Source organism: Paenibacillus xylanexedens, assembly GCF_001908275.1.
GTDB classification, from domain to species: Bacteria; Bacillota; Bacilli; order Paenibacillales; family Paenibacillaceae; genus Paenibacillus; species Paenibacillus xylanexedens_A.
This window is the reverse complement of record NZ_CP018620.1, coordinates 5850916-5876857: the sequence shown is the minus strand read 5'-3', so window position 1 is coordinate 5876857 and position 25942 is coordinate 5850916. Positions and strand designations below refer to the sequence as shown.

General features: G+C 45.7%; 22 protein-coding genes and 1 pseudogene. 15 read left to right on the top strand and 8 right to left on the bottom strand.

From position 1 onward, the window contains the following. Nucleotides 1-41 precede the first annotated feature (41 nt). From BS614_RS25675 to BS614_RS25665, 3 genes are all read left to right on the top strand, one after another. A complete protein-coding gene (locus BS614_RS25675; protein WP_074096022.1) occupies nt 42-1001 on the top strand; it encodes a helix-turn-helix transcriptional regulator in 960 nt (319 codons plus the stop codon). Nucleotides 1002-1112: 111 nt separating this feature from the next. Then, entirely contained in the window at nt 1113-2315 is a 1203-nt protein-coding gene (locus BS614_RS25670; protein WP_074096021.1) for an MFS transporter, read from the top strand. A gap of 191 nt (nt 2316-2506) precedes the next feature. Beyond that, nucleotides 2507-2950, top strand: a complete 444-nt coding sequence (locus BS614_RS25665; protein WP_074096020.1) for an Hsp20/alpha crystallin family protein — start codon at nt 2507-2509, stop codon at nt 2948-2950. Between the two features lie 122 nt (nt 2951-3072). On the opposite strand, the gene BS614_RS25660 is transcribed toward BS614_RS25665, so the two are convergent. From BS614_RS25660 to BS614_RS25650, 3 genes are read right to left on the bottom strand one after another with little or no spacing between them, the layout of a single operon-like run. Next, on the bottom strand, nt 3073-3720 hold the full coding sequence (locus BS614_RS25660; protein WP_074096019.1) for an Imm50 family immunity protein: 648 nt from the start codon (nt 3718-3720) through the stop codon (nt 3073-3075). 53 nt (nt 3721-3773) lie between these two features. Then, complete coding sequence (locus tag BS614_RS25655) at nt 3774-4331, bottom strand: DUF1697 domain-containing protein (protein WP_074096018.1); 558 nt, start codon at nt 4329-4331, stop codon at nt 3774-3776. Nucleotides 4332-4365: 34 nt separating this feature from the next. Next, on the bottom strand, nt 4366-5016 hold the full coding sequence (locus BS614_RS25650; RefSeq protein WP_074096017.1) for a hypothetical protein: 651 nt from the start codon (nt 5014-5016) through the stop codon (nt 4366-4368). A gap of 332 nt (nt 5017-5348) precedes the next feature. Between BS614_RS25650 and BS614_RS25645 the strand changes: the two genes are divergently transcribed. Next, entirely contained in the window at nt 5349-6983 is a 1635-nt protein-coding gene (locus tag BS614_RS25645) for a DUF1593 domain-containing protein (RefSeq protein WP_074096016.1), read from the top strand. 85 nt (nt 6984-7068) lie between these two features. Here the strand turns inward: BS614_RS25645 and BS614_RS25640 are convergent, their stop codons facing one another. Together BS614_RS25640 and BS614_RS25635 are read right to left on the bottom strand one after the other, a co-directional pair. Next, nucleotides 7069-7632 carry a TetR/AcrR family transcriptional regulator gene (locus tag BS614_RS25640; protein WP_047843882.1) on the bottom strand — a complete coding sequence of 188 codons (564 nt, stop codon included), beginning with the start codon at nt 7630-7632 and terminating at the stop codon, nt 7069-7071. Continuing rightward, nucleotides 7625-8839 (bottom strand): MFS transporter, encoded by a 1215-nt coding sequence (locus tag BS614_RS25635; protein ID WP_074096015.1) that lies wholly within the window; start codon nt 8837-8839, stop codon nt 7625-7627. The genes BS614_RS25640 and BS614_RS25635 overlap by 8 nt, the downstream gene beginning before the upstream one ends. A 219-nt stretch (nt 8840-9058) precedes the next feature. Here BS614_RS25635 and BS614_RS25630 point away from each other — a divergent pair, with 219 nt between their 5' ends. Continuing rightward, nucleotides 9059-9865, top strand: a complete 807-nt coding sequence (locus BS614_RS25630; RefSeq protein ID WP_074096014.1) for an alpha/beta fold hydrolase — start codon at nt 9059-9061, stop codon at nt 9863-9865. Between the two features lie 24 nt (nt 9866-9889). After that, nucleotides 9890-10873: a sensor domain-containing diguanylate cyclase gene (locus tag BS614_RS25625; protein ID WP_074096013.1), complete on the top strand. Its 984-nt coding sequence runs from the start codon at nt 9890-9892 to the stop codon at nt 10871-10873. 131 nt (nt 10874-11004) lie between these two features. On the opposite strand, the gene BS614_RS25620 is transcribed toward BS614_RS25625, so the two are convergent. After that, nucleotides 11005-12492, bottom strand: coding sequence for a right-handed parallel beta-helix repeat-containing protein (locus BS614_RS25620; protein ID WP_074096012.1), 1488 nt, complete (start codon nt 12490-12492; stop codon nt 11005-11007). A gap of 102 nt (nt 12493-12594) precedes the next feature. On the opposite strand from BS614_RS25620, the gene BS614_RS25615 reads away from it, so the two are divergent. Beyond that, entirely contained in the window at nt 12595-13251 is a 657-nt protein-coding gene (locus BS614_RS25615) for a DUF2625 family protein (RefSeq protein ID WP_074096011.1), read from the top strand. A gap of 156 nt (nt 13252-13407) precedes the next feature. Here BS614_RS25615 and BS614_RS25610 read toward each other — a convergent pair whose 3' ends face one another. Then, nucleotides 13408-14748 carry an MFS transporter gene (locus BS614_RS25610; protein WP_074096010.1) on the bottom strand — a complete coding sequence of 447 codons (1341 nt, stop codon included), beginning with the start codon at nt 14746-14748 and terminating at the stop codon, nt 13408-13410. 261 nt (nt 14749-15009) lie between these two features. Here BS614_RS25610 and BS614_RS25605 point away from each other — a divergent pair. Both BS614_RS25605 and BS614_RS25600 read left to right on the top strand, forming a co-directional pair. Then, nucleotides 15010-15392, top strand: a pseudogene (locus BS614_RS25605) (VOC family protein). An 80-nt stretch (nt 15393-15472) separates the two neighbouring features. Next, nucleotides 15473-15673, top strand: coding sequence for a hypothetical protein (locus BS614_RS25600; RefSeq protein WP_074096009.1), 201 nt, complete (start codon nt 15473-15475; stop codon nt 15671-15673). A gap of 130 nt (nt 15674-15803) precedes the next feature. Here BS614_RS25600 and BS614_RS25595 read toward each other — a convergent pair whose 3' ends face one another. Then, nucleotides 15804-18455, bottom strand: a complete 2652-nt coding sequence (locus BS614_RS25595) for a cation-translocating P-type ATPase (protein ID WP_074096008.1) — start codon at nt 18453-18455, stop codon at nt 15804-15806. A gap of 313 nt (nt 18456-18768) precedes the next feature. Here BS614_RS25595 and hcp point away from each other — a divergent pair, with 313 nt between their 5' ends. From hcp to BS614_RS25565, 6 genes are all read left to right on the top strand, one after another. Then, nucleotides 18769-20061 (top strand): hydroxylamine reductase, encoded by a 1293-nt coding sequence (gene hcp / locus BS614_RS25590; protein ID WP_074096007.1) that lies wholly within the window; start codon nt 18769-18771, stop codon nt 20059-20061. Between the two features lie 293 nt (nt 20062-20354). Continuing rightward, nucleotides 20355-20855 carry a PTS sugar transporter subunit IIBC family protein gene (locus BS614_RS25585; protein WP_074096006.1) on the top strand — a complete coding sequence of 167 codons (501 nt, stop codon included), beginning with the start codon at nt 20355-20357 and terminating at the stop codon, nt 20853-20855. 20 nt (nt 20856-20875) lie between these two features. Then, entirely contained in the window at nt 20876-21763 is an 888-nt protein-coding gene (locus BS614_RS25580) for a PTS sugar transporter subunit IIC (RefSeq protein WP_074096005.1), read from the top strand. Nucleotides 21764-21990: 227 nt separating this feature from the next. Further along, nucleotides 21991-23616, top strand: a complete 1626-nt coding sequence (locus BS614_RS25575) for a helix-turn-helix domain-containing protein (RefSeq protein ID WP_074096004.1) — start codon at nt 21991-21993, stop codon at nt 23614-23616. 102 nt (nt 23617-23718) lie between these two features. Next, nucleotides 23719-24735, top strand: a complete 1017-nt coding sequence (locus BS614_RS25570) for an ABC transporter substrate-binding protein (RefSeq protein ID WP_074096003.1) — start codon at nt 23719-23721, stop codon at nt 24733-24735. After that, a complete protein-coding gene (locus tag BS614_RS25565; protein WP_074096002.1) occupies nt 24736-25767 on the top strand; it encodes an NAD(P)/FAD-dependent oxidoreductase in 1032 nt (343 codons plus the stop codon). The last annotated feature ends 175 nt before the right edge of the window (nt 25768-25942 follow it).

Here is a 25942-nt window from a genome sequence, read left to right as displayed (position 1 = left end):
TACTGACAAGTCTGATCAAGATATAGGCGAGGTGAATACCCATGCGCACGGATGATGCATTAGGCGTAGTATATCAGCATTACCTGACCCAAGAACCTTACAGTCAGCAAGATGAACACACGTATCTGCTCTCTCCCAAGGCGGGTAGCGGTAAGGTCAAAAGAGTGACAACATACAGTGGCATTGAGATTTTATATTCCCAGGTTGAATATCATCAGCCTTATCCTACGTATTTTGCGTCAGAGACACCCATTGTGGAATTGCAATTTGCCTTATCAGGAGAGCGACATGTGGATATATCAGGTCAGGATTATTCATTATCGATAGGGCAAGGGGCCCTTATTTTTATGCATGATTTCGAAGCGTGGTTTCATCCTCCGGCAAGGGAGCTGTATACGTCCTTTTCGCTGGGGATTCCGGTTTCTCTATTCAATTATGCCGCGGCGCAACTGGGCAGTTTTAAGCCAATTGCGTTTAATCAGGTGTTAGGACGAAAAGTGTTCAAGCCAATTGTATTTCAATTGGATAACCGGATACGAACAATGATCGACAGTTTGATTGTGGAATTAAACAATAGTTATCGATCATCCTTAATGATGGAAGCGACAGCCTTGGAAATCTTGAATCGATTTATGATCCAATTGTTTGATCTGGCGCCAATTCCCGCGGGATTCTCCAGAGAGGACATCCGGAAGTTACATACGGCACGGGAGATTATGGAGGCCTGTATGGTAGATCCTCCATCTTTGCTAGCATTGTCCAGACAAGTAGGTCTTAACGATTTTAAATTAAAAAAAGGATTCAAGGCACTTTTCGGAAGCACGGTGTTCGAATATTTGCGTCAGGTTCGTCTCGACAACGCCATGAAGTTGCTGCGCAATCAGAATAACAACGTCACCGAGGCCGCCATTGCGGTCGGTTACAGCAATGTCAGTGCCTTTTCGCAGCAATTTTATCGCAAATTCGGCGTGAAGCCTTCCGAGATGAAAAAGATTTATTAATAAATCCGTCTTGCCGTGAATTGTTCCGTATAGAGGCAGTGGGAATTCTCTCAGCCTTGTATACTCCAGGTACAGTGGGTACTGTACTGAAATATAGAGGAGTGTACAAATATGAATAGAATCAGAGGAAGTATTTTTTTTAGCGTATTTGCAGCCATGTTGGGTCTGATGCTAATTGCACCCATTATGCCACCACTTATTCGCGAGTTGGGCATGAAAGAAAGTCATTCCGGTCTTATTATCTCGCTTGGGTCCATTATGATGGCTGTCATGGCTCCGGTATGGGGCAGATGGAGTGATCTGAAGGGTAGAAAACCCATCATATTGATTGGGTTCATAGGCATGTCTGTGAGCTGTGCATTATTTGCTCTGGCATTGTACGGGGGATTAAATGCATGGATCGGAGGAGGGCTCCTGTTAACCCTTCTGATTGTGACGCGCAGTCTGATTGGCATGTTTATTCCTGCCGTACTTTCTTCTGCCCAGGCCTATATGGGTGATGTGACAGAAGGGGAGGAGCGGGGAAGTGGGATGGCGATTATCAGCGCTGCGAATGGACTTGGCCTTGTATTTGGACCTGCGATTGCAGGAGCATTTACCCTCATCGGTCTGCTCTGGCCGCTTTATTTCGGCATTTTTATAGCGATAGCTGCGTTTATTATTGCCTTGCTGTTAATCCCGTCAGCCAAACCGGTCATTCAGGCAAAACCGCCTAAAGTAAACCCGTTCCAACGTGGTTTACGAATGTACCTTGCTGCCGGCTTGGTCACGATGATGGGTATCATGACATTGCAGGTTGTCGGGGGATTTTATTTTCAGGATCAACTGGCTCTATCCTCAGCGGCGACGGCCCGAATGGTTTCGTTTGGACTCATGTTCTCTGGAGCAGCGATGTTGATCATGCAGGTCATTCAGATGAAGTGGTTGAAATGGCAGCCCCGCCCGATGATTTTGCTCGGGTCCCTTTTCCTGATCGCAAGCATGATCCTGTTTTTAGTCTTCAATGTGTTATCCATGTATTATTTCTCGTTTTTCCTGTTTGGCATGGGTTCGGGTCTGATGATGCCGGGGTTCATGGCAGGTGCTTCGCTGGCAGTTAGCAAAGAACAGCAGGGAGGTGCAGCGGGATTGGTAGCAGCGATTCAGGGGATATCCGCCGTCATTACGCCTTTACTTACAACGACACTTTATCAGGTGGACAAACATGTTCCATTTATGCTCGTAGCTGTTCTGGTTGTCTTGCTGGCAATCATGATGCTGGGAATGAGGAAAAATGAATCCAATACTGTAACGGACCCCATTCATTCGTTATAGTCAGACAAAGTCAGAAGATCAAATAAGGTCAAAATAAAAGAAAAAAGGATCTATTTTAAAATAGTGAACCATGATGAAAGAAAATCGGTTTTTTTCGTCTTTTACGGACTTTGAGCCTTATTTGCAAGGGTATTATAATAATCAATGTAAGCAACACCAATAAACCAACCACACAAAAGGAGCTGATTTTCATGTTTGATCTGATTCCGTTTCGTAAACGAAATGAAGACCCGTTCGGACACATGTTGAAATCCTTCAATGACATGGTTGAGAACTCATTCCTCTCCCCTTTTGGAACTGGCTCCCAGCCTTTCCGGACCGACATTCGTGAGGAAGAAGACAAATATTCGGTAGAAGCCGAGCTTCCGGGCATTGCCAAAGAGGACATCGACATACAGGTTCAAGGTAATGAATTGATTATTCGTGCCAAACGCAATGATGTGGTGGAGCAGAAGGATGACTCCAATCGAATCATACGGCAGGAGCGCCGTTCCGGCGAATTTATCCGGCGATTCTATGTTGATCATATTGATGAGGAGCACATTAAGGCCAAATTGGAAGAAGGTGTGCTGAAGCTCGAGATTCCGAAACGACCTGGTGATGATCAATCTCGCAGACGCATTCAAATTGACTAAACCAGATGCAAAATATGTAGCTGAAGAAGTTGAGCTATCCCTTTGTGGTAATAAGCATGGAAGAACATCTGTAAAGATGTTCCTCCATGTTGTCCCATGAAGGGATTTTTTACATAACCGGGTTAATGGAATTGAATATGAATTGTGCTGCATAGGAATGTAGCGGAGAAGCCGGATACGGCATCCAAGTTAACACGAATCTGATCGGCTGCATAAGTGAAACTTAGCTGTAAACAAACGTTAGATGCCTCCACAGGGGAGAACATCTCTTGCTGAATATGTTCAAAATAAAAGTGCACCTGCTGTTCCCATTCCTGATCAGTATTATGCGATAGCACAAGAGAGAGGGATTGTATATTTTGGACTGTTTCCAGCTGCACATCCGTAATTTCGTCATAATGGAAAGGAGGGAAATAGCCCAGAGTTTCGATTACATGTTGCGCTCCGAGAATGGAAGCCAAGGGAGAAAATTCACGTTCCAACCTCCGAATATCCATTAACTGTGCCTCGTACTGAGGACTTGTATAGAGCAGGAGAGAGTCTGGTTCGCATTCCACGACTGTTCCGATAAAAGCAGCCCAGTTCGCGGTACCTTCCTCACCAACGGTAACAAGCAGTCGATCTTGAGCAAGCAAGTCGATTGCCCTATTGGTATGGAATTTCACTCGAAAACCTTGTCCCAGTATCTGCCAGGGAGTCTGGGGTGCATACCAGAAAGGTTCCCGTTCTACGGATCGGACGCTGACGTTTAATGTCCATGCTCTGTTCATTAGACTACCTCCAATTGCGACAAGCTGCGTGACATCATCTCCACCTGTCTGTATTATTTGTCTGCTGCTGCTTGCATCAGGGCATAGATCTTACGTGTGGTATTCACATTTCTAACCGTCATATAAGCATAGACTTTGGATCCCACAAGCTTGTTCATGCCACTTTTGGATGCATCTTCTCTGCTGACTGAGTATAAAATCGCTCCGGGAACATAGATCAGTGTACCGATTTCCGGTTTGATGGGCAGTTGGTCCAGCACGGAGGGATCATTGATCTCATCCCATAGGAACATCACATCACTTTTGGCTGTGTCATCATTAACCCATTCTTCTGGCAGCGCCTGAATAACGGATTGAATTTCATCCATATTCCGCACCATTACCCTGATCTGTAAGCCAAAATCGGCGGCGATGGCCTGTTCTAACATATGGGATATCTCCACATTCGCATTGGCACGTTCCTGATGATCGGCAAAAATAATATTGCCAGAGTTGATATAGGTAACGACATCCAGCATGCCTGCTTGTTCAAATGTTTCTTTCAGCTGCTTCATATTGATTTTATTATTTCCGCCTACATTAATGCCTCGTAGCAAAGCCACATAGATCATATGGGCGCCCCTCCAATTCCTTCAATTCACTGTTTTAACAAAAGGACAGATACTCGAAAAGATGAGAGGTATACTCTTCTCCCAACAGATCTTGCAATAAAGGTTCCATATGCTCCAGATACTCGGGCTTGGTTTCATAGGTTTCTTCATCTTTTACTTCTCCGGCATAGGTGCGCGCCGCCTCAATCAGGATGGCTAGTGCACTGAAAAAGTCTGACAGCGAATCAGCAACACGGTTTGGTTCTCCACCTGTAAAAGCGGCATATACGGGAGAGTTTGGTGCTTCCACATCTACAATTAACGGATCATCGTTAAAGTTTGCGATGACGACGTGATTTTTTGGCCAAGTGGAGGACTCCTCATAAGGTTCATTCATGCCAATCCAGCGGAACCCCAGTTGCTGACGAAGCAGATGTTCAGGTGCGACAAAGGAAATCAGTGCGGCATCACCGATTTCGATGGCGGCATTTTTCATTTTGAGTGTACCTTCCGCATCCGCATCCATCATTTCATAATGACTGTACAGATACTGAAGTTCTGGAGAAAGAGGTATTCGTGTATCCACTTCCGGCTGGTGATGTTGTTCGCGGGGACGCAGATCATGATTTTTGAAAAGTCCATAAGCTTCATTATATAAATCCTGCTGTTCCACCAAACGGCTCAAGGCCGCATCCAGTTGTTGCATGATGTCAGAGTCCTCCTAATAACATTGATATAATAACAGGCCGATTCGTTTGATTCTTGGCTATAAGCATTATACTATATCAAAGATAAATTCAAAAAAATATTTGAATACGTTTACATTCATGAGTGGACATGATATACTTTCACTCAAATAAGGATTGTTACTGCTTCGGGCAGGCAAAACCTGAACATCACTATGCGTGGACTTTGTTCCATTCATAATGTTGTTCGGGTTTTTTTGCATTCTACGGTCCATATTAAGGATAGAAAAACAGAGGACGTACTTATTCCAACCCAACAATAACATCATGCTACAGAAGAAAGGGGAGCATTATGAACAAGAGAAAATGGTTAAACGGTTTTGCCGCAGGTTGTCTCAGTATAATCCTGGTGATTAGTGGGTGTGCATCCAAAGCGCCACAAACCGCGAGTGACACACCGAATCAGGCGACAGAGCAGACAGAGAATGAAACCCAGGAACCTGCAAACAACCAAACTGCCAAAGGCAGAACAGTGATTACAACCGACGGTGAAGTGGATGATATGAACTCCGTCATTCGTTTCCTCTTATATTCGAATGAGATGGACCTTGCCGGAATTGTACTAACCAGCTCGGTGTATCATTATGCTGGAGACGAGGAAGCAGGGATCAAGCCGTTCCGCTGGACAGGCACACAGTGGGTGTACGATATGATCGATGCCTATGGCGAGATCTACCCGAACTTGTCCAAACATGCGGAAGGTTATCCGGAGCCGGAACAGCTTCGAGCGATGACGAAGATCGGTAATATATCCGATAAAGGGGAGATGGAGAAGGAAACCGAAGGTTCCGAATTCCTCGAAACTCTTTTCCTCGACGATGATTCCCGAGACCTGATTGTTCAGACATGGGGTGGCACCAATACCACGGCCAGAGCGCTAAAATCTATTGAGGAACAGTACAAAGACACAGCTGAGTGGGAGACGATCCGCAAAAAAGTCAGCGACAAACTGGTCCTGTATATCATTCTGGATCAGGATGACAGTTACAACGAATACATTGCGAAGAATTGGCCGGATATCCGCATTCTTAACGACCAATCGAACTTCTGGCATTTTGCCTATGCATGGAAGATGCATGCCGAAGAAGTGAACAGCAAGCTTCATGGCGACTGGATGGTCAAGAATATTCTGAACGGACATGGCAAGCTGATGGATATGTATGCATCGATGGGTGACGGTAAAATGATCGAAGGCGAACTGGCTGAAGAACAGCGGGGAAGTGCTGAATATCTCAAGAACAATCCGCAATATGACAAATACGATTTTATATCCGAGGGTGATTCTCCATCCTTCTTTTATCTGATTGATAATGGGCTGCGCAGTATGGAAGACCCTTCCTACGGCGGTTGGGGTGGACGCTTTGGAGTTGTGAACGACAAGCTGTTTAGAAACAATGTGCTTGATTACGATCCGTACACCAAACGCTATGAAGCCGAATACTCTCTGATGAGATGGTTTGACGATGTGCAGGATGATTTTGCAGCACGTTCAGACTGGGCAGTTGCAGACACTTACGAAGGTGCCAACCATAATCCGTCTTTAACGATTAAGGAAGGGCTGGATCTGAGTGTAAGTCCTGGGGAGGAAGTTACTCTTCACGCGGAGGGTAAAGACCCGGATGGAGATCAACTGACCTATACGTGGTGGAGATATTTCGAAGCGGACACTTATGAGGATTCCAAAGTAACACCGAACAAAGTTCAGCCTGAAATGGCGGGTGACCTGCAGCTTGGATTACATCGTGAACTTGCCAAGGATGAGCAGGTGGATACGATAAAATTGCAGGGCAGTGACACTGAAGCGGTGACATTTACCGTTCCTGACGATGCCAAATCGGGTGATACTCTTCATATCGTTGCCGAAGTACAGGATGATGGAGAGCATCAGTTGAAGCATTATCAACGTGTGATCCTAACTGTGAAATAGAGGAATAGAGGGGTTGTCCCAAAAGTCATCAACATGGCTGGCGGGACGCCCCTCTTATTTGTGTAGTCTGATCGTAATTGATCCGTTAACGCTGGATGCCTGACCAGAAGACATTCCAGGTGATCGCCAAAGCTTGTTCATAGGATTGCCGTGTCTCATACACGAGCTGTACATCCAATCCATCCATCACGGTGACAAAAGCTACGGTGGCTTCTTCCGGACTCAGGCGTATATCGGAATGTCTGGTAAATACGGCTGCCAGCTCTTCCTTCAGTGTCCCGAGGTACGTTCGATACTGGGCCAGCACAAAATCATGCACCTCCAGCGGTGTGATAAAGGACAATATATACATAAAAGCAACGTTTGGGTGAGTCAGAAAGCGATTTTTGTGTTCATGCAAAAAGGCATATAACTGCTGATCCAGAGTTTGGGTAACAGACTCACTGAAAAATTGGCGTACAAACTGCTGTTCCTCCTGCACAACTTCCTCATATAACTCCAGCAATAACGCTTTTTTGGATGAATAGTGATAAGCCAGGGATTGTTTGCGAATGCCTGCCTCTTCGGCAATCTGCGCCATCTTGGTCCCCTCGTAACCCAGACGATTAAAATGTTGAATGGCAATTTCTTTGATTCTTTTTTTACTCAATGTCTACCTCCAGTTGGCGAGCTGTATACCTCTGCTGTTTTTGGGAGTATACCAAATATAACAAGATATATACCACAAAAATGCCTATAGAGATAGCATACACCACCGTATAGGAAAGTGCAGAAGCCACCACGCCTAGAATCAACGAGCCACCACCAATCCCGAGGTCAAAAAAATTAAAGAAGGAAGCCATCGCACTTTCGTGCTCATGTTCTTCTACAAGATTCACACACCAGGTCTGAATCGCCGGGAATATGGCACCAAAACCAAAGCCGTATAAAGCACCGGCGATCAGGAATTGCACATCACTCTGGGCGATAATCAGAACCAGTAGCCCCGCGATTGCAAACACGGCAGAAGGTAACAACACGGAACCTGGTCCCCATCGATCAAACATTTTCCCCGAGAACAGTCGAACGGCGAAGCTTGCGATGGCGACTATGAAGAAAAACCAGGCTATATTCTCGAACCCTCTTTCGGCGGCGAATAAAGCCACAAAGGACATGATTGAACCCGCTGCAATACCAACGAGCATAATGAGAAGGGAAGGGAAGAGTACCTTCTTTTCAATCAGTTTCACCGAAGGGACATGAGTTTGCATAGACTCGCTACTACCTTCTGTTTTCGGCTTTCTGGATACAAACACTGTCATCAGGAGAGCTAACAGCAAAATGCACATACCTCCCATAAACAGGCTCTGGTAGTCGTACCTAAACAACAGGCTTGTTCCAATCAAAGGACCGATGGATATAGCGACCGTCTCCCCTACGCCGAAATACCCCATACCTTCTCCCCGGCGATCTCTTGGTATGTTTTCAGTGGCAATCGTTGCAAAATATGTCGTTGCCAAACCAAATCCGAATCCGTGGATCACTCGAAATACAAGAATCATCCAAATACCTGACGATAGGTAGTATGCGCCTGTCATTAATGCACAGATAGTGATGCCGATAATTAACAGATACTTCTTATCTATTCGAGCTGCTAAAACAGATGTGAAGGGTCGAATCAAGATGGCGGAAAACATAAATACGCCGGTAACAAGCCCAATTTGGGAGGCTTCGCCACCAAGACTTGAGACAAACAAAGGCAAGGTGGGAAGCAACATTTCAAAGGCCATAAACAATAATGCGTTGGCTAACATGATAAATAGGAATGATCTTCCCCAGAGTTGCTGAGGTGTAGAGCTATGTGTTGAAGTACTCATGGTTTTCCTCCGTAATGTTAATCTCTGTCGCGCGACATGTTGGACTGATTTTACCTGACGATGGTCAGATTGTAAAGCGCATATTCAGAGCAGGGGTTCATGATTTTTTGGTGGATGAGAGAAGTTATTAATAATTTTTAATTCATATCCCAACATTTTCCGGTATAATAATCAGATAAAATGATTCAAGTGAATACTACCTCGGAGAGGTGATATGCAATGACGGTTGATGTACTTGTAAGAAATAATGTTAAGGTACTTGGCTCGGGTAGCCAAACGATTGTATTTGCTCATGGTTTTGGATGTGATCAGGATATGTGGCGTTACATTGTTCCAGGTTTTATGGAGAACTACCGTGTGGTGTTGTTTGATTATGTTGGATCTGGCGAATCTCAAATTAACTATTATGATGCTATCAAATATAGCAATCTTCAAGGATACGCCCAGGATGTGCTGGAAGTTATGGAAGCGCTTGAGCTAAAGGACACCATATTTGTCGGGCATTCCGTCAGCAGTATGATTGGTATGCTGGCATCGATTCAGAACCCCAAATATTTCAAAAAAATTATAATGTTAGGGCCCTCCCCACGTTACGTGAATGATCTGCCGAATTATTATGGAGGTTTTGATCGGAATGATATCGATGAATTACTTGAGATGATGCAGATGAATTTTATTGGGTGGGCGAGTTATCTGGCACCCATTGTGATGAACAATCCGGAACGGAAAGAGCTGACGGAAGAGTTGGAGAAAAGCTTCTGCTCCAGAGATCCGCATATTGCGAGACAATTTGCTGAAGTGACGTTTTTATCTGACTGTCGTATTGATCTGGAGCAGGCAACTGTGCCAACATTGATTCTTCAGTGCTCGGATGACAGCATTGCTCCGGTTGAAGTAGGGGATTACTTGCACGCTCATCTGAAGAACAGCAGGTTGCAACAGATGACGGCCAAGGGACATTATCCGCATCTAAGTCAACCGGAAGAAACGATCCGCATGATTAAGGATTATTTAACGAGTGCATAAAACTCGGTAGAAAGGCGTTATTCCATGGATATACAATTAGATCTGGCTCCCTGTGGATACTTCTCTATCTCAGATTCAGGCATCGTACAATCGATTAATCAAACCTTGCTTACGATGCTTGGATATGAACGCGATGAGCTTGTGGGGCAACATATTGAGTCCACCATGTCGGTGAGCAACAAGGTGTTTTTCCATACGTATTTCTATCCCTACATCCAGTTATATGGACATGTGGACGAGATGTTCTTCACGTTTCGTACTCGTGATCAGCAGGCTGTTCCCGTGCTGCTTAACGGTGTTCGTCAGACCCGTAACGGGGAAAGTGTGGTAGATTGTGTCGTTGTAGTCATGCGTAAGCGAATCGAACATGAGAAGGATATTTTGCATACCAAAACCAAACTACAGGAGCTGTATCAAGCGACGCAAGAAGCGAACAAGGAGCTTGAACGACTGCATGAGGAATATAAAATTAAAGAGCAGGCGTTAATCAAAGTGAATGATCAGTTGGAGACACTGGCCTCCACCGACTTGTTGACAGGATTGAAGAACCGCAGGTTTTTCCAGGAAAAAATGCTTGAAAGTTTAATGATGTTCCAGGAGAAACAACGTTATTTCTCCCTTCTCGTTGTAGACATTGATCATTTCAAAAGCATTAATGATACGTACGGACATCCGATCGGAGATCTGGTGCTCGGCAATCTGGCAGGGCTGCTGCAAACGGTATCGAGAAGTACGGATGTGGTTGCACGTTACGGTGGAGAGGAATTTGTTGTCATTCTTCCAGATTGTGAAGAGGAGCAGGCGATCGGTATTGCAGAACGATATCGTTCACAGGTTGCTTCAGCCGACTGGGGTGAATATAACATTACTGTGAGTATCGGTGCGGCCACTGTAGTAGAGGAAGATACGGAAAAGTCCTTGTTCCAAAGAGCGGACAACGCCCTGTATGCCTCCAAAACCGGAGGACGAAACCGGGTGACACATGCAGCTCAGATGGTAAAGAGTTAAGAATTGGTTTGCATCAAAAGAAAGCAAAAAGGAGCCTGTGCATGATGAGGGAGATGATCCCACATGCACAGGCTCCTTTTATTTGCGTGACACAGATTGACTAAGTTGAGATGGGCAGACTCAGGGTTAATTTATCGCGGAGCAAGGTAACCATACGCCTTAGCCGGAGAATTCGCCTGAGGACGAAAATCTTCGCTCGGTTCATCCATAAATGCCGGGTTCACATATATGGAGTGTGCATCATTGCCAGATCCCTTGATGTAGGCAGCGACGCCGGAGTAGGCTTTACTTTTCCAAACCCACAGGGCATCTTCCTGCTCACCTGGTGTGTAATAGACATTATGGTCAAACACATTGCCGGTATTGCTAGTATATTCGTTGTATATCAGTACTTCCGAGCTGCCCGATACGAGAATGTTACGCATGAACGTATTGTTCTTTGTCCGTGACTGCATGAATAACTGTCCATTGCCTGCATTCAGGGTATCATTCCCCACAAGTGTATTGTACATAATCTTGCTATCCTCGGTAGCTCCTCGTTCCTCGTCGTAACCTCCCATGGCAATACCCGTCAATCTGTTGGAATAAATCAGGTTATCACGCACGGTAATGTTGCTGGTTGAACGTCCGGCATGCTCTGAGGCAATCTCAATTCCGATATCGCTCCGATATACCCGGTTCTGGTCGATGATATGATCCTTCCCGCCATCTACATAGATGCCGCCCGCCGAGTTGGTATCATTGGGCAGGTCTGTACCGTAGGAGGGATTATTATTGGACGTAATATCGTATACTTCGTTGCCTCGTACAATGCCGTTCCGAGCTTGATCGTATGTATCATCCTCGGACGTACCCTCGTACCCGATCAGATCAATACCAATATTATCGGAATCATGGATGATATTGTCCTGGATGGCAAAGGTATCAACATTACCGTTGACTGCGAGTGACTCGCTTGAACCAAGTGTAAGATCATACAATTCATTATCCTTGATGATGATATCGCGTAATGCTCGAGGGTGCTCTGTGCCATAAATGGCAATACCATGGGCATCCCTGCCCCGCAAATCGGGACCTTCAGGAGTTGCGTAACTAGCGATCGCGTGTATGGTGTTGCTCAACAGCTGAATATGCTCACCTGCTCCATGGACATAGATCCCGGTTGGAACTTGGCCCCCAAGTGTAGTTGTGAAATTACGAATTTCAAGATTTTGAATCGTGATATAACTGGCATTTTCAATTTCAATTAACCCTTCAATGCCCCGGACAGATAAACCTTTACCATCAATGATAACCTGCTCCTGAGGATAACTTGAAAATAGGGTTGGATTAGCGGAAGAATTACCGCTCCGGGTGATTTTGACTTTCTGATGATAAACACCTTCACGCAAATAAATCGTGCTTCCTGGCGAAGCATGGTCGGCTGCGTGCTGCAACGTTTTCCACGGAGATTGAATGGTTCCTTTATTCGAGTCGTTTCCTTGGGGTGATATGTAATGGATGACCTGGGGATCAGACTTTTGAACAGAAACGGGTTCCTTCATGGCAGATGTATGATTCTGACAACCGGATACGAGCACCATCAGAATCGGAATTATAAGTATAACTACGCGAATCAAATCGTTTCCCCCTTGAATTTAGCTTTGAAGATAGATTATAGCAGATTTGAACGGGTTAATAAGCCATGATATGCTCTTATAAAATCAGCGAGGAGACTGCTCATGAATACATTAACGATAGCTGAATTAGTAGATCGGGAGAATCACGCATGGGAAGAACTCAAGGAACTCCTGGATAGCGGGCAAAATACATATGTGTATGTTCCAGCAAAACAAGAGGCTGGAGAGGATACCCTCTATCGTCTGCAAATAAGCACCAAATCCTATTTGGGGGCTGTTGCTTATGAGACAGAAGGTATTGTACTGGACCATGGCTGGATCACGCTGCTTGGTGCTGGTGGTGACAGTACATCGGGGAGTCTCACCAGTTGGAATGGTGTGAGTGAGCAACCTTGGGTAGATGTACTGGAAGGCATGATGGTCGTTGCATACGATGCGGCAGGCGGTTTCTTCGGACTGGATACAGGCAAGTATGGCCGCACGGGTAACATTTATTATTTTGCACCGGATACACTCGAATGGGAATCGACAGAACTTGCATATTCAGGTTTCATCAACTGGCTGGCGAATGGCGATCTGGAGCAGTTCTATCAGACCTTTCGCTGGAAAGGCTGGCAAGAGGATATGTCTCAGCTACAGACAGGTCAAGTATTTGCGTATTACCCACCACTTTGGACGCAGGAAGGTGACGGCGAGAGCAGTAGTAAAGCCCCAATTAGCATAATGGAGGCCTGGAAGTTTGCACTGGACGGTAAATAGTTGGCATGCTGCTGTAGGACGAAATCAGGAAATTAACCGGTAAATTCAAGTTCATTGAGTGATCCACTTTTAAAAAAAACGGCATTTCTGTTCCAAACTAAAAAAGGCTCGCGCTTGGCGCGGGCCTTTTTGGTTCTGAACTTTAAACATCAATTATCAATTGTCCAATGTAACAGGTTTAATGCTTGAGCGTGAAGCTCTGCTATGCCAGATGGTCAGCCCGAGTGAAACAACACAGATGATCAACAGACAAGCATACACTACATGATAAGCTTCCTCGACCGAGACTCCCGGAATGCTGTGCAGCAGCAGCCCACACACGGCTACAGACACCGAACCACCGAAGAATTGGATCAATTGTAACATCCCCATGCCTGAACCAATCTGGGCTTTGGGAAGCACACGTGACGCTTCATTATTCAAGGAAGCCATAGATGCTGAGAGTGCCGGTGAGAAAAAGAGATAACCACTGGTAATGATCAAGGCGGACTGATCAAGTCCAAGCATGAATAGGGCAAGTACAGCGGCGAGCAGAATGTGTCCGATGATCATAAATCGCATATTGCCATAACGGTCGATCCACCGTCCAACGAAACGGGTGCAGAATGCTGCAACAATGGCTCCGGGAGCAATCAGCAAACCAATGGCGAGCGAAGAGCGCCCATATAGATCAGCAAGCACCAGTGGCATCAAAAACAGATTGCCCAGATTCACCACCAGCACGCAGAATCCGATAAGGATTAACCGGGTGTATCCTGGCGTTCGGAATACTTGTGGATTCACAAACGGCAGATTCGCTTTACGGATATACAAGAGGTGTGCAATAAGCGAGATAACGCCTATGGCGAACCATAACCAGGATTGCTGGGTGATCGCTACCAGAAGTGTAGTGGCATTAATGACGGTTAATATGGCACCAATAACATCGAACGGCTGATCTGTTTTGACGGATTCACGTGGGAGAAAATAGAGTAATACAGGCAGGGCGAGCAGGACAAGCACGGTTATGGCAAAAAGTCCGTTCCAGCCCCAGTACTCGCTAATGAGTCCGCCGACAATGGGGCCAAGTCCAAAAGCCATGGCGCTACCTGATGAGATGAGAGCGATGGCAGCTCCGCGTCGTTCCAGCGGGATGTAACGACTCGCAATGACGAGGCCCAGACCGGCCATCACCCCTGCACCCGCAGATTGCAGAATGCGTGTCAGCAACAAGATCGCGAAGTTATGCGCGAACAACCCCAGCAATGAAGATAACCCCAGGATCAGGAGCCCGACCGTTAGCAGTTTGCGTACCGGGATACGGTCTGACAATCGACTGTAAATCACCGTCGACAGAGCGTAACCAATCGAATAACTTGAGATGACCCAAGACCCCAGGTCCGAGGTAATCTGCAGATCATGAATAATGACTGGCAAAGAAACATTGAACATGGTGGTATTCATCACAACGATGAACAAACAGCACGTCCAGAGTGGCATGACAATTTTATCTTTCACGGTACCATTCCTGTCTTTGGTATGAATATGAATTCGGATTGAGCTTTGATGAAAATATGATGAAAAGCAATATATCATTTTACACTCAAATTTATCATATGGCAATAATGTCATACTGTATATTGCGCAGTATAAGTGAAATTTAAGAGACGTAGAATCGGAATTTATAGACTAGTTCCCTGAAATTGGGTAAAATGATGGTTGGAATACATCAGTTTGAATACATAACTGGATTTGATTATATTTTAAGGAGTTTACAGTATGAATTATTTATTATTAATGTCCCACAGCGTATTTCCGACTCTGGATATGAAGCGAACGGCGCAGTTTTATGAAGAAAAGATGGGCTTTCGGGTGGTCGAATATCTCGATGCCGCGGAACCTCATATCTGCCTGTATCGTGATCTTACCGAGATTATTTTAACCCAAAGCAATGGGCAGAAAGTTTACCCAACAGAGAATTATATGGCTATGGATATGATGCATACTTTATTACCAAGAACCAGGAAGAGCTTCAACAGGAATTGATCAACGCTGATGTGAAAATCGTACGTGTCCTTAATCACACAGACTATAATAACAAGGAGTTTGTGATCGAGGATGTTGATGGACGATGGATCGCTTTTGGCATTAAACAGGGATAATTAGATACAGTTAGAAAGCGGACTTATTAATTGCTAATGATGTTCAAATTAATAGCGTATTATGTGAGGGAGTTATCTACATGGTAGAAGGAATTTTGTTATTGTTTGCCCAGATCGGCTTAATTATTGGAGTGGCTCTGATAGCATCTGGATTAACAAATGGTTCAAAAGGAAAAGAAAAGTTCAACTGGTCGGCGACCATTCCCTCGGTATCCTGGGGATTATGTATCCTTATCTTGTCCATCTGTTGGTTGGTATATAGACACCAACTTAATGCTTAACCATTTTGCGAGGATGCCTTAGAAAACATCAGTATGCATGAGAAGTGTACTCTTTGTATGTGTGAAAAAATGTAAACAAACAGGCGCTCCGATAACGGGCGCCTGTTTGTGCATGTTATGACTGCAGATCTTACGCCGCAGTAACTTGTTTGCCGCGATTGCGAATCCACTTGATGACATCCATCAGAATGACGGCAGCAAGAGCAAGTCCGCCTGCAATCAGGAACTCATTCCAGCCGAAAGTATCCGGGATGGCGAAGACGCCGCGAACACCTGGAATCAGTGTAATTGCATAGAGACAGAGACATACCAGAATGGAGCCAAGCACGAATTTATTGGTCATAAAGCCCACCTGGAAGATGGTTTGTGTATTGGAACGTGCTGCAAAAGTTTGCAGACTGCGTGCCAGAATCAAGGTTGTGAAGGCCATAGCCACACTGATTTCCTCCGAAATACCAAGTCCAATATATTGGGATACGATAACAGCTGCACCAATCAGGACACCGCGTGTAATCACAGCTTGCAGGGTTCCGCCTGCGAAGATGCCTTCGTTGATATCGCGCGGTTTACGCCGCATGACATCTGGCTCGGGTTTCTCTGTACCCAAAGCAATGGCAGGCAGGGAGTCGTTCACCAGATTGATGAACAGCAGCTGAAGGGCCGTAAATGGATTAACCCAGCCGACGATCAAGGCAAACAAAATGGCGATAATGGCGCCGAGGTTACCGGCGAACAGGTATGCGATGGCTTTTTTGATGTTATCAAATACCATCCGTCCAACACTGACCGCATTCACAATGGAGACAAAGTTATCATCCGTCAGAATCATGGCAGCCGCATCCTTGGCGACATCTGTTCCGCTACCCATCGCTACACCGATGTCGGCTTGTTTCAGCGCAGGTGCGTCATTAACTCCATCTCCGGTCATGGCAGCCACTTTGCCTTTACGCTGCCAAGCACGAACAATCCGGATTTTGTTTTCAGGAGATACCCTTGCGTAAACCGAGATATGTTCGAGTTGTTGATCCAGCTCCTCATCGGACATTTTGTCCAGTTCAGCACCGGTAATGGCGAGATCATCCGGTTCGGCAAGGCCGATATCCACACCGATGGCCTGAGCCGTCGTTTTGTGATCTCCAGTGATCATGATGGTGCGAATGCCCGCTTTTTTGGACTCTTCAATAGAACCGTATACCGCTTCACGCGGTGGGTCAATCATCGCTGTCAGACCAACAAGTGTCAGATCATGCTCGTCATCAATGGTGACCTGGTTTTTATCATCGAATTTTTTGTACGCATAGGCCAGCACACGGAAGGCACGTTTGGAGAAGGCCTCATTTTTTTCTTCAAACTGTGTGCGAATCTCGGGTGTAAGGGGCTGAACCTCACCGTTGATAAATACATGACTACAGCGGCTGAACAGCACATCTGGTCCACCTTTGGTCAGCAAAGCCGTCTGTCCCTCGAAGGTATGCACCGTACTCATGAGCTTTCGATCCGAGTCAAAAGGAAGCTCAGCTTCACGCGGGAACTGGTCACGGATTTCATTGTAATCCTTGTTCACCCGGTTGCTGAAGGCAATGAGGGCCACTTCGGTTGGATCACCCAATTCCTTGCCTTCCTGGTTAATATTCGAATCATTGCAGAGCACTGCAATATGTAACAGACGTCGTTCCTCTTCCGACCACTGATCGGGATCATCGGGGAATTCGTCCTTGGTGCCATGGGGAATGTAATAATCCACGACAGTCATCTTGTTCTGAGTTAGTGTTCCTGTTTTATCGGTACAGATGATACTGGCAGAACCGAGAGCTTCCACGGCAGGCAGTCTGCGAATGATCGCATGTTGTTTGGCCATCTTATTTGTTCCGAGTGACAATACGATAGTCACAATGGAGGATAACGCCTCAGGAATGGCAGCAACCGCAACAGCTACGGCAAACATCAGTGCATTTACGATGGAAGGCCCGATATTCTCCGTACCTTCGGTCAACCATACACGACCGGCTTCAATGCCAAAGATGAGAATCGACAAGCCCAGGATGAAAAAGCCCAGTTTTTTGCTGAATGATTCCAACTTGCGCTGTAATGGGGTGTTCTTGGCTTCGGCATTTTCAATCAGTTCGGCAATTTTGCCGATTTCGGTTTTGAGGGCCGTACCTGTAATGACAAGCATGCCCCTTCCATATACGACCAATGAGCCACTGAAGGCCATATTGCGACGATCTCCAATAGGAGCTTCATCCGGGATGGTATCGGCGTGTTTCTCCGCAGCTTCGGATTCGCCGGTCAACATGCCTTCGTTGATTTTCAGACTTCCTGATTCCAAGATACGTCCGTCGGCCGGGACATAATCACCTGCATCCAGCATAACAATATCACCGGGAACGAGTTCCCTCGCTGGAATGGTTTTTTTCTGCCCGTCACGAATGACTTTGGCTTCAGGTGCAGACATTTGTTTCAGCGCGTCAAGCGAACTCTCGGCTTTTTTGGTCTGAACTACACTGATCACTGCGTTGAGCAAAATAACCAGGAATATGATCAACGATTCAATCAGGTGTCCAAGGACAACCTGTACCGCGGCTGCAATCAGCAGCACGATGACCATCGGATCTTTAAAATTTTCGAGGAACAGTTTCCAGACTGGTGTTGCATCTTTCCCTTTTAACTCGTTATATCCTTCCGTTTCAAGTCTCTTGGCAGCTTCGGATGTCGTGAGTCCCTTGGAGGAACTCTGTACATCCTGAAGGGTTTCCTCCGCACTGTGTCTGTAATGTTGCAATTGACCAGCTCCTTGAATATTAGATTTCTCTGTGTATTACCCTTACGGGCAAAATCTAGAATCGTTTCATTTCCGTATTTTTTTAAGATTATGGATTTATACGTTTTTAGCTGTACACAGTATTTTTCATAATGATCCGAGATATGCCTTTTTTCGAATGTTATTATTTCCAGTCAGTTTGGATGATAGTCTGGAGAACCATATATAGATATTGGATCAGAAACTGTGTGCACCATCACACTAGCTCATATCAGGGTCTGTTACGCTATTACATAACGAACCGCGTTTAATCTAAGTTTGGAGGGGAACCCATATGTTTTGTTATCAGTGCGAACAGACGCCGAGTGGCGGGTGCACCGTGGTAGGGGTATGCGGTAAAAACGAAACAATCGCAAGTTTGCAGGATACGATGATTTTTGCGTTAAAAGGCATCGCTGCTTATGCGACACATGCACGCCAGTTGGGATATCATGATCCTGAGGTGGATCGGATTACACATGAGGCATTATATATGACATTAACGAACTCGAATTTTAATGTACAGGAACATCTGGAGATGGCGATGAAGGTAGGTAATGCAGCAATCCGCATTATGGATGTGCTGGATCGTGCGCACACGGACCGTTTTGGTGTACCACAACCAATTACGGTTAGCCAGAATCAGATCGAAGGACAGTGCATCGTGGTGACGGGACATAATCTGTATGCATTGGAGGAGTTGCTTCGTCAAACTGAAGGGAAAGGAATCAACATCTATACCCACTCGGAAATGTTGCCTGCGCACGGGTATCCGGCGCTGAAGAAATATGCCCATCTCAAGGGCAATATTGGCAAAGCCTGGTATGATCAAAGAAGACTCTTCGAACAATTCCCGGGTGCTATTCTTGCAACGACCAACTGTGTCATGCCGATCAAAGGCACGTATGCAGACCGTTTTTTCTCGTACGAAGTGGCGGGTCTGGAGGGGGTTGCCAAGATTACAGAGGATGACTTCTCACCTCTGATTGAACGTGCATTGTCACTACCTGCGGCTAATGTACAATCGGAGCAAGTCTTAACGACAGGATACCATCATGAGACCGTGATTGGGCTTGCGCCCGAGATTATTCAAGCGGTGAAAGACGGCCATATCCGTCGTTTCTTCGTTATCGCAGGCTGTGATGCACCAGGCAAAGGCGGTAACTATTATCGTGAACTCGCGACATCCTTGCCTAATGATACTGTAATTCTGACAACCTCCTGTGGCAAGTTCCGCTTCAACGATGTGGATTATGGTACGGTTGGAGATACGGGCATACCGCGTTATATCGACCTGGGTCAATGCAACAATTCCGGTTCTACGGTGAAAATTGCCATGGCTTTGGCGGATGCTTTTAGCTGTACCGTGAACGAGTTACCTGTCAGCATTGTGCTGTCCTGGTTTGAGCAAAAAGCAGTTGCGATCCTGCTTGGCCTGTTCAGCCTTGGCATTCAGGACATTCGAATTGGACCAAAACCGCCTGAGTTCATATCGGAAGGTGTCTTGGATTTACTCGTGGATATGTTTGGTCTGAAGTTAATTACAACAGCAGAAGAAGATATGAACGCGATGTTGGCACTGTCATAGGATGTATATTTACGTGCAACGCAATCTGATGACTGTGAATGTCGGTTGTGAGTATGAAGAGTATGACTCATAAGTAAAGATGGATAAGAGCCTACATAAGAGTAGGCTTTTTTGCTACGTAAAGAATGTCATAGGTCCATATACCTTGTATAAATGAACATGCAATGTCAGGGAAATTAGTTTTTTTATCCTATTGAAGTTTTTTCATGGAAATGTGTATATAGATAGAGGCATATTAGATCATAACACATCACAAAACACGGGTTTACCGTAACATGAGGAGATTGTACATAATGCATGACACACAGGTTGAAGATTGGTTGAAACTCGCAGGTGGCAAGGAGAACATCAAGCTCGTAGAACACGATAAGGGTACAACGACGTTGGTACTGAAGGACAGTACCCAATTGAACATGTTGGTTCTTGCCTCCGCAGATGTTGTAGCAGATATTCGGGTAACAGGTGAGCAGTGCCATCTGGTAATAAGAGATGAATCTTCCCTGATCTACAATACGTTACTGGGCATGGACGCTTGGGAATCTACAGGGACAGCGTTGCAGGAAGAAGGACACACGAAGAAGAACAGATTCTCGATCTTACATTTTGTATCCGATGTGTTCAGGCCCTTGATGCCTGCAATTCTCGGAGCCGCTGTTATTAAAATTATAGTCGCCATTATTGCGTTAATGGATACGTACAGTTCTGCGGACTCTTCTGCGTTGATGGACAGCCAGACCTTTACGATCTTCAGGATCATTGGAGACAGTGTATTTTATGTACTGCCCGTATTGTAGCAATCAGCACTGCGTATCGGTTGAAGAGCAACATCTATGTTGCTGCATCGATTGGCGGACTCATGTTTTATCGAGAGATGACTATGCTGATGTCGGGGGAAAAAGAGGTGCACTTCCTGGGTTTGCCACTGGTGTCCCAGCCTGCTTTTTACTCTACGGCCATCTGGGTCATTCTAACGATCTGTGCAGCGGCCTACCTGGAAAGAGCTATTGAACGATGGAGTCCAAAATTATCCAAAGGGATGGTTGCTCCATTCCTGACGTTACTGATTCTTGTTCCGCTAGTATTGATGATACTTGGGCCAGTTGGCACCTGGGTTGATGAACATCTGCCGGAGGCATTGGATTCACTAGTAGCTAATGCTCCAGTGGTATCGGTCATGTTACTGGGAGCAGTCTTCTCGCTGATGTTAATTACGGGATTACACTACTGGATGATTGCCATCATCATTAATGATATGGTTATGAATGGTTCTTCCATCGTGATTCCTGCGATGTTAGTGGCGATTGTAGGACAAGCGGGGGCCGCGCTCGCAAACGCTTTGCGTTCGAAAGATTCAGCTTCCAGAAGAATTGCTTTCTGGGCAACGGGAACAGCACTCCTTGGAGTGGTAGAGCCTGCATTGTATGCGGTCAACATGAGAAAAAGATCCTCTTTCTATGCGGCATTGCTGGGTGGAGCAGCGGGTGGGCTGTATTTTGGATTGTTATCTGTCAAGGCATTTGCTATGGTGGGGAATCCGAACTTGATCAGCCTCCCGCTCTTCATCGAAGAGGGTAGCCTGAATCTGTTACACACATGCATTGGTGTGGTTATTGCTTTCGGCGTCTCTGGTGGACTGACGTATTGGATGGCAGGAAAAGGACAGAGACGGGGACAGGGGTCACCGAAAGCTAGCATTGAGTAATACGTAAACGTAGTATTGAAGAAATAACATTAAAGAAGAAAGAAAGAGCTTGTACCTAATGGTGCGGGCTCTTTTGTTGTGTTTTTCTGAATAATACAAGTATGAAATGCTCAGTAGCTGTCCTCCATTTTATTCAAGCCATAGCTTGTTGGTTATGGAGTTGTCATGTATTTTGATATAGTGAAACCTATAAATCTGGATTACTAATCCCTTTGAAAGGATAACCTATGTCTGACAACATGGAATGGATTGCTCAATGGAAGTCAACGAATACACTAAGCAACGCTTGGATAACAAAAGGCGAGCTGCATCACTTTTTCAGTCACACCTTGATATTTATCATTGATGGAAAAGCGATCTGGAATATAAATGGATACCGAGTTCACGTCTCCTATGGAGAATTAATTGCGCTTGAAGAGAATTCCGTAATGGAGGTCATTGAAGGTGGCAACCTGGATCTGGCAGGCTGGCATGTTCAGTTCGATACATATTCGGTGCTGCATGATCGACGGGAAGCTGAGAAGTTCGAATGGCATTTACCATCAGGAGAGGCGTATCAGAAAGTGCAACTGTCCGGTGGAGGTCTGGCAAGTATCATTCAGCATTGGAGTGAAGTGCATACACAGGATCAGAGTGCAGAAAGGGTTGGCAATCAGCATTTGTTATATGAGTTGTTAAGTAATCTATATCGGAAACAGCCGGATAACGAGTTGAAGCCAGAACACGCTATACTTCGCTCTATTGACTATATGCAGCAGCATTATGATCAGGTCATTACACGCACACAGCTAGCTCAGATCGCTGGTATTAGTCCATGGCATTATTCCCGCAAATTTAGCGAGCGATATGGTAAGCCACCTCTGGATTATCTGGCCCACTACCGGATCTATCGCGCACAGGAAGAACTGTTATTAACCGCTGCAACCTCTCAGGATATTGCCAAAAAGACTGGATTTGAAGATGCTCATTATTTTAGCCGACGATTCAAACAGTTGACTGGCGTATCCCCAAAGATATATAGGCAGACGATGACGCAGCGCAAGATCGTATCACTTTCTCCAATCTGTGCAGAAATTATGATTCATCTGGGTGTCATTCCCCATGCCGTAGTGGTAACTCCGATCCTGTTGTCTCCACATCACCGTGAACAATTTACAGCTCATGGAGTGAAGATGCTGGAGGTGACACAGTATGAGGTGGAGATAGAACTTGTTCGACAAGTTCAACCGGAGATGTTGATAGGAAACGTATTGACGGAAGAGGTCAAAAGGGAGCTGCGCACAATTGCACCGATTCTTACCGGACTTCATCAAGATGTAGAACCAATGCTCGATCAATTAGCAGCCTGGTTTCTTAAAGAAGATGAGGCTTATAGACTGCATCAGCAGATGAAACATGAAGTCAGCGTAGCTAAGCGACAGTTGCAACCCATCATCCAATCCGCGTCCACAGTCATGCTGCTGAGGGTAGAAGCGTTTGGTTATCGATATCTGGGTGGGCATTCACACGGGGTATCACACTTGTTATATGAACAGCTTGGATTAACACTGCCGCAAGCACTCGATTCAGGTACAGCCTGGTTTAATCCTTGTTCGCTTGACCTGCTGACGCAAGCCAATCCCGATTACCTCTTTGTTGAGAAGCGGATTATGCAGCACTTCAGCGCTGAAGAGAATATGAGGAAACTATGGGAGAGTCCGCAATGGAATGACCTCAAGGCTGTGAAAAATAATCGGGTATTTTACGTAGATACTCACCTGTGGGTAGACGGTCACGGAATTACGGGACACACTCTGATTCTCAATCAGATCGTTCGCAATCTTACGGAACCTTTTCATGAGAGAGCACAATAGTCCAACTGAATACGCACGATATGCTATGGAAGCAATACTTCTTATTTGATACTATTTGATAATAATTATCATTATCAATATACATAAGGGGCGAAGTATATCATGTCACGAAGATTTAAAGGGTTGGGCATCATGCTGTTGGTGATTAGTGTAATGCTGGCGGCATGTTCCGGTGGAACCAAGGAAGAGAATGCTACAGCTGGAACAGCAGGTGCTCCAACTGAAGGAGCAGCGAGTACTGCAAAAGAAACAGCGACTGAAAGTGGGACTAAGGTGGTGAAGGATCAGTTTGGAGAAGTAACGATTCCAACTCATCCTCAAAACCTGGTTGTGTTTGATTCGATCTATGCCGAGTATCTGATTGAAATGGGTGTTACACCCCAAATCGTTTTGTTAACTCCGGAGGTTGAAGCGGAATACCGCCCTGATTATTTGAAAGAACATGGAGTCCAGATCATTGAAGTCGAGCAATATCAATATAATTATGAGCAGTTGCTTGCGTTGTCACCGGATATGATCCTTGCAGCTGGCGAAGGTATGGAACAGGGTGTATATGATGAATTGTCCAAAATCGCTCCTACGGTGGCACTGGATGCTAACAGTGAAATGAAACGTGCTATGCCAAAGCTGGCTGCCATATTCGATAAGACCGAAGAATCTGCCAAAGTACTGGCTGAATTTGATGAGAAAGCCTCACAAGCGAAAGAGAAAATTGCGGCAGCCCTGGGAGACAAGACCGTATTGGTTCTCCGGGTAGAGCACAATCGTTACCGTTTCATGGGTCCCAAAGGAGGAAGCAGCAGTGTTTTCTTCTATGATATCCTGGGTCTGAATAGTCCTGAAGCTATCAAAGAGTCTACAGATTGGTTTAGCCAGTTCTCCCTGGAATTCTTGCCTGAGATGAATCCGGATTATATTTTCCTGGAAGACAGAACCCTCGTAGGTTATGACACGAAGAAATCCATGGAAGATCTGAAAGCAAGCCAGGTGTGGTCGAATCTGGAGGCTGTGAAAAATGATCATGTCTTCCCGTTGAAGACAAGCCAATTCGTATCGGGTGTGGGTCCGATTGGATCTGTAAAATTGATGGACTATGTTGTTGAAAAGTTGGTGCCTTAAATGACAACGGAGACACAATTGGATATCTACGATATTACCATCGTTGGTGGTGGACCTGCTGGCATGTACGCCTCCTTTTATAGTGGCATGAGAGCCATGCGTACCAAGATCATCGAAGCAAAGCAGGAACTGGGTGGATTCATGCGTACGTACCCGGAGAAGCTGATCTGGGATGTGGGCGGGATTGATCCGATTCGCTGTGAGAAGCTGATTGAATCGCTGGAGAGACAGGCGAGAACGTTCGATCCAACGATTGTGTTTGGGCAGGAAATTGCTGAGCTTGAACGACGTGAGGATGGTGTATTTATACTCATTTCCAAAACAGGGGAGCGTCATTACACACGTACCATCCTGTTATGTGCGGGCAGAGGCATGACTCAGGTGCAAAAGCTGGATATCGAAGGTGCCAATCGGTATGAGCTGACCAATCTGCACTATACGATAACCGATCTGTCCCGATTTGCCGGGAAGCGTGTTCTGATCTCGGGTGGCGGCGATTCCGCAGTCGACTGGGCGAATGAAATGGGCAAAATAGCAAGTGAAGTCACGGTAGCACACAGACGTCATGGATTTACCGGACACGAGTCGCCAGTTGCTCAGATGAAAGCTCAAGCGAGCGTCATGACGCCATTTAGCATCTCACGTTTATACGGTACCAGTGACAAAATAGATCGTGTCGAGCTAGCCCATGTAGAAACCGGTGAGATCACACATGTTGAAGTGGATGAAGTTGTAGTAAGCCATGGGTATGATCGTGATTTCGGTAACCTCGTGCAATGGGGACTGGCGCGTGAAGATTACGGTGTGTCCGTTGATCAGCGCATGCGAACCAACATTCCAGGCATCTTCGGAGCGGGTGATTTTATCACCTATGGAAGCAAAGTCAGGCTGATTGCAGGTGCTTTTAACGATGCGGTGCTCGCAGTCAACAGTGCCAAGACGTATCTGGAACCTGCTGCTTCCGATATGGCGGGTGTATCTTCTCACAATGCCCGGTTCTATGAGAAAAACAAAGCTCTCTCCAATACGTAGATAGGTTTGCACGGATGGAAGGCAATCTGAAGAAGCCCGAACAACGTCGAGATTTACTCGAAATTGCGTCGGGCTTCAAAAAAAGTTTACACAAACAGCGCCCACCAGAGCGATTCAGGTGGCGTTGTTTTATTTGGTTTGAATATGTCACTATTATCAATAAGGATACACCGAG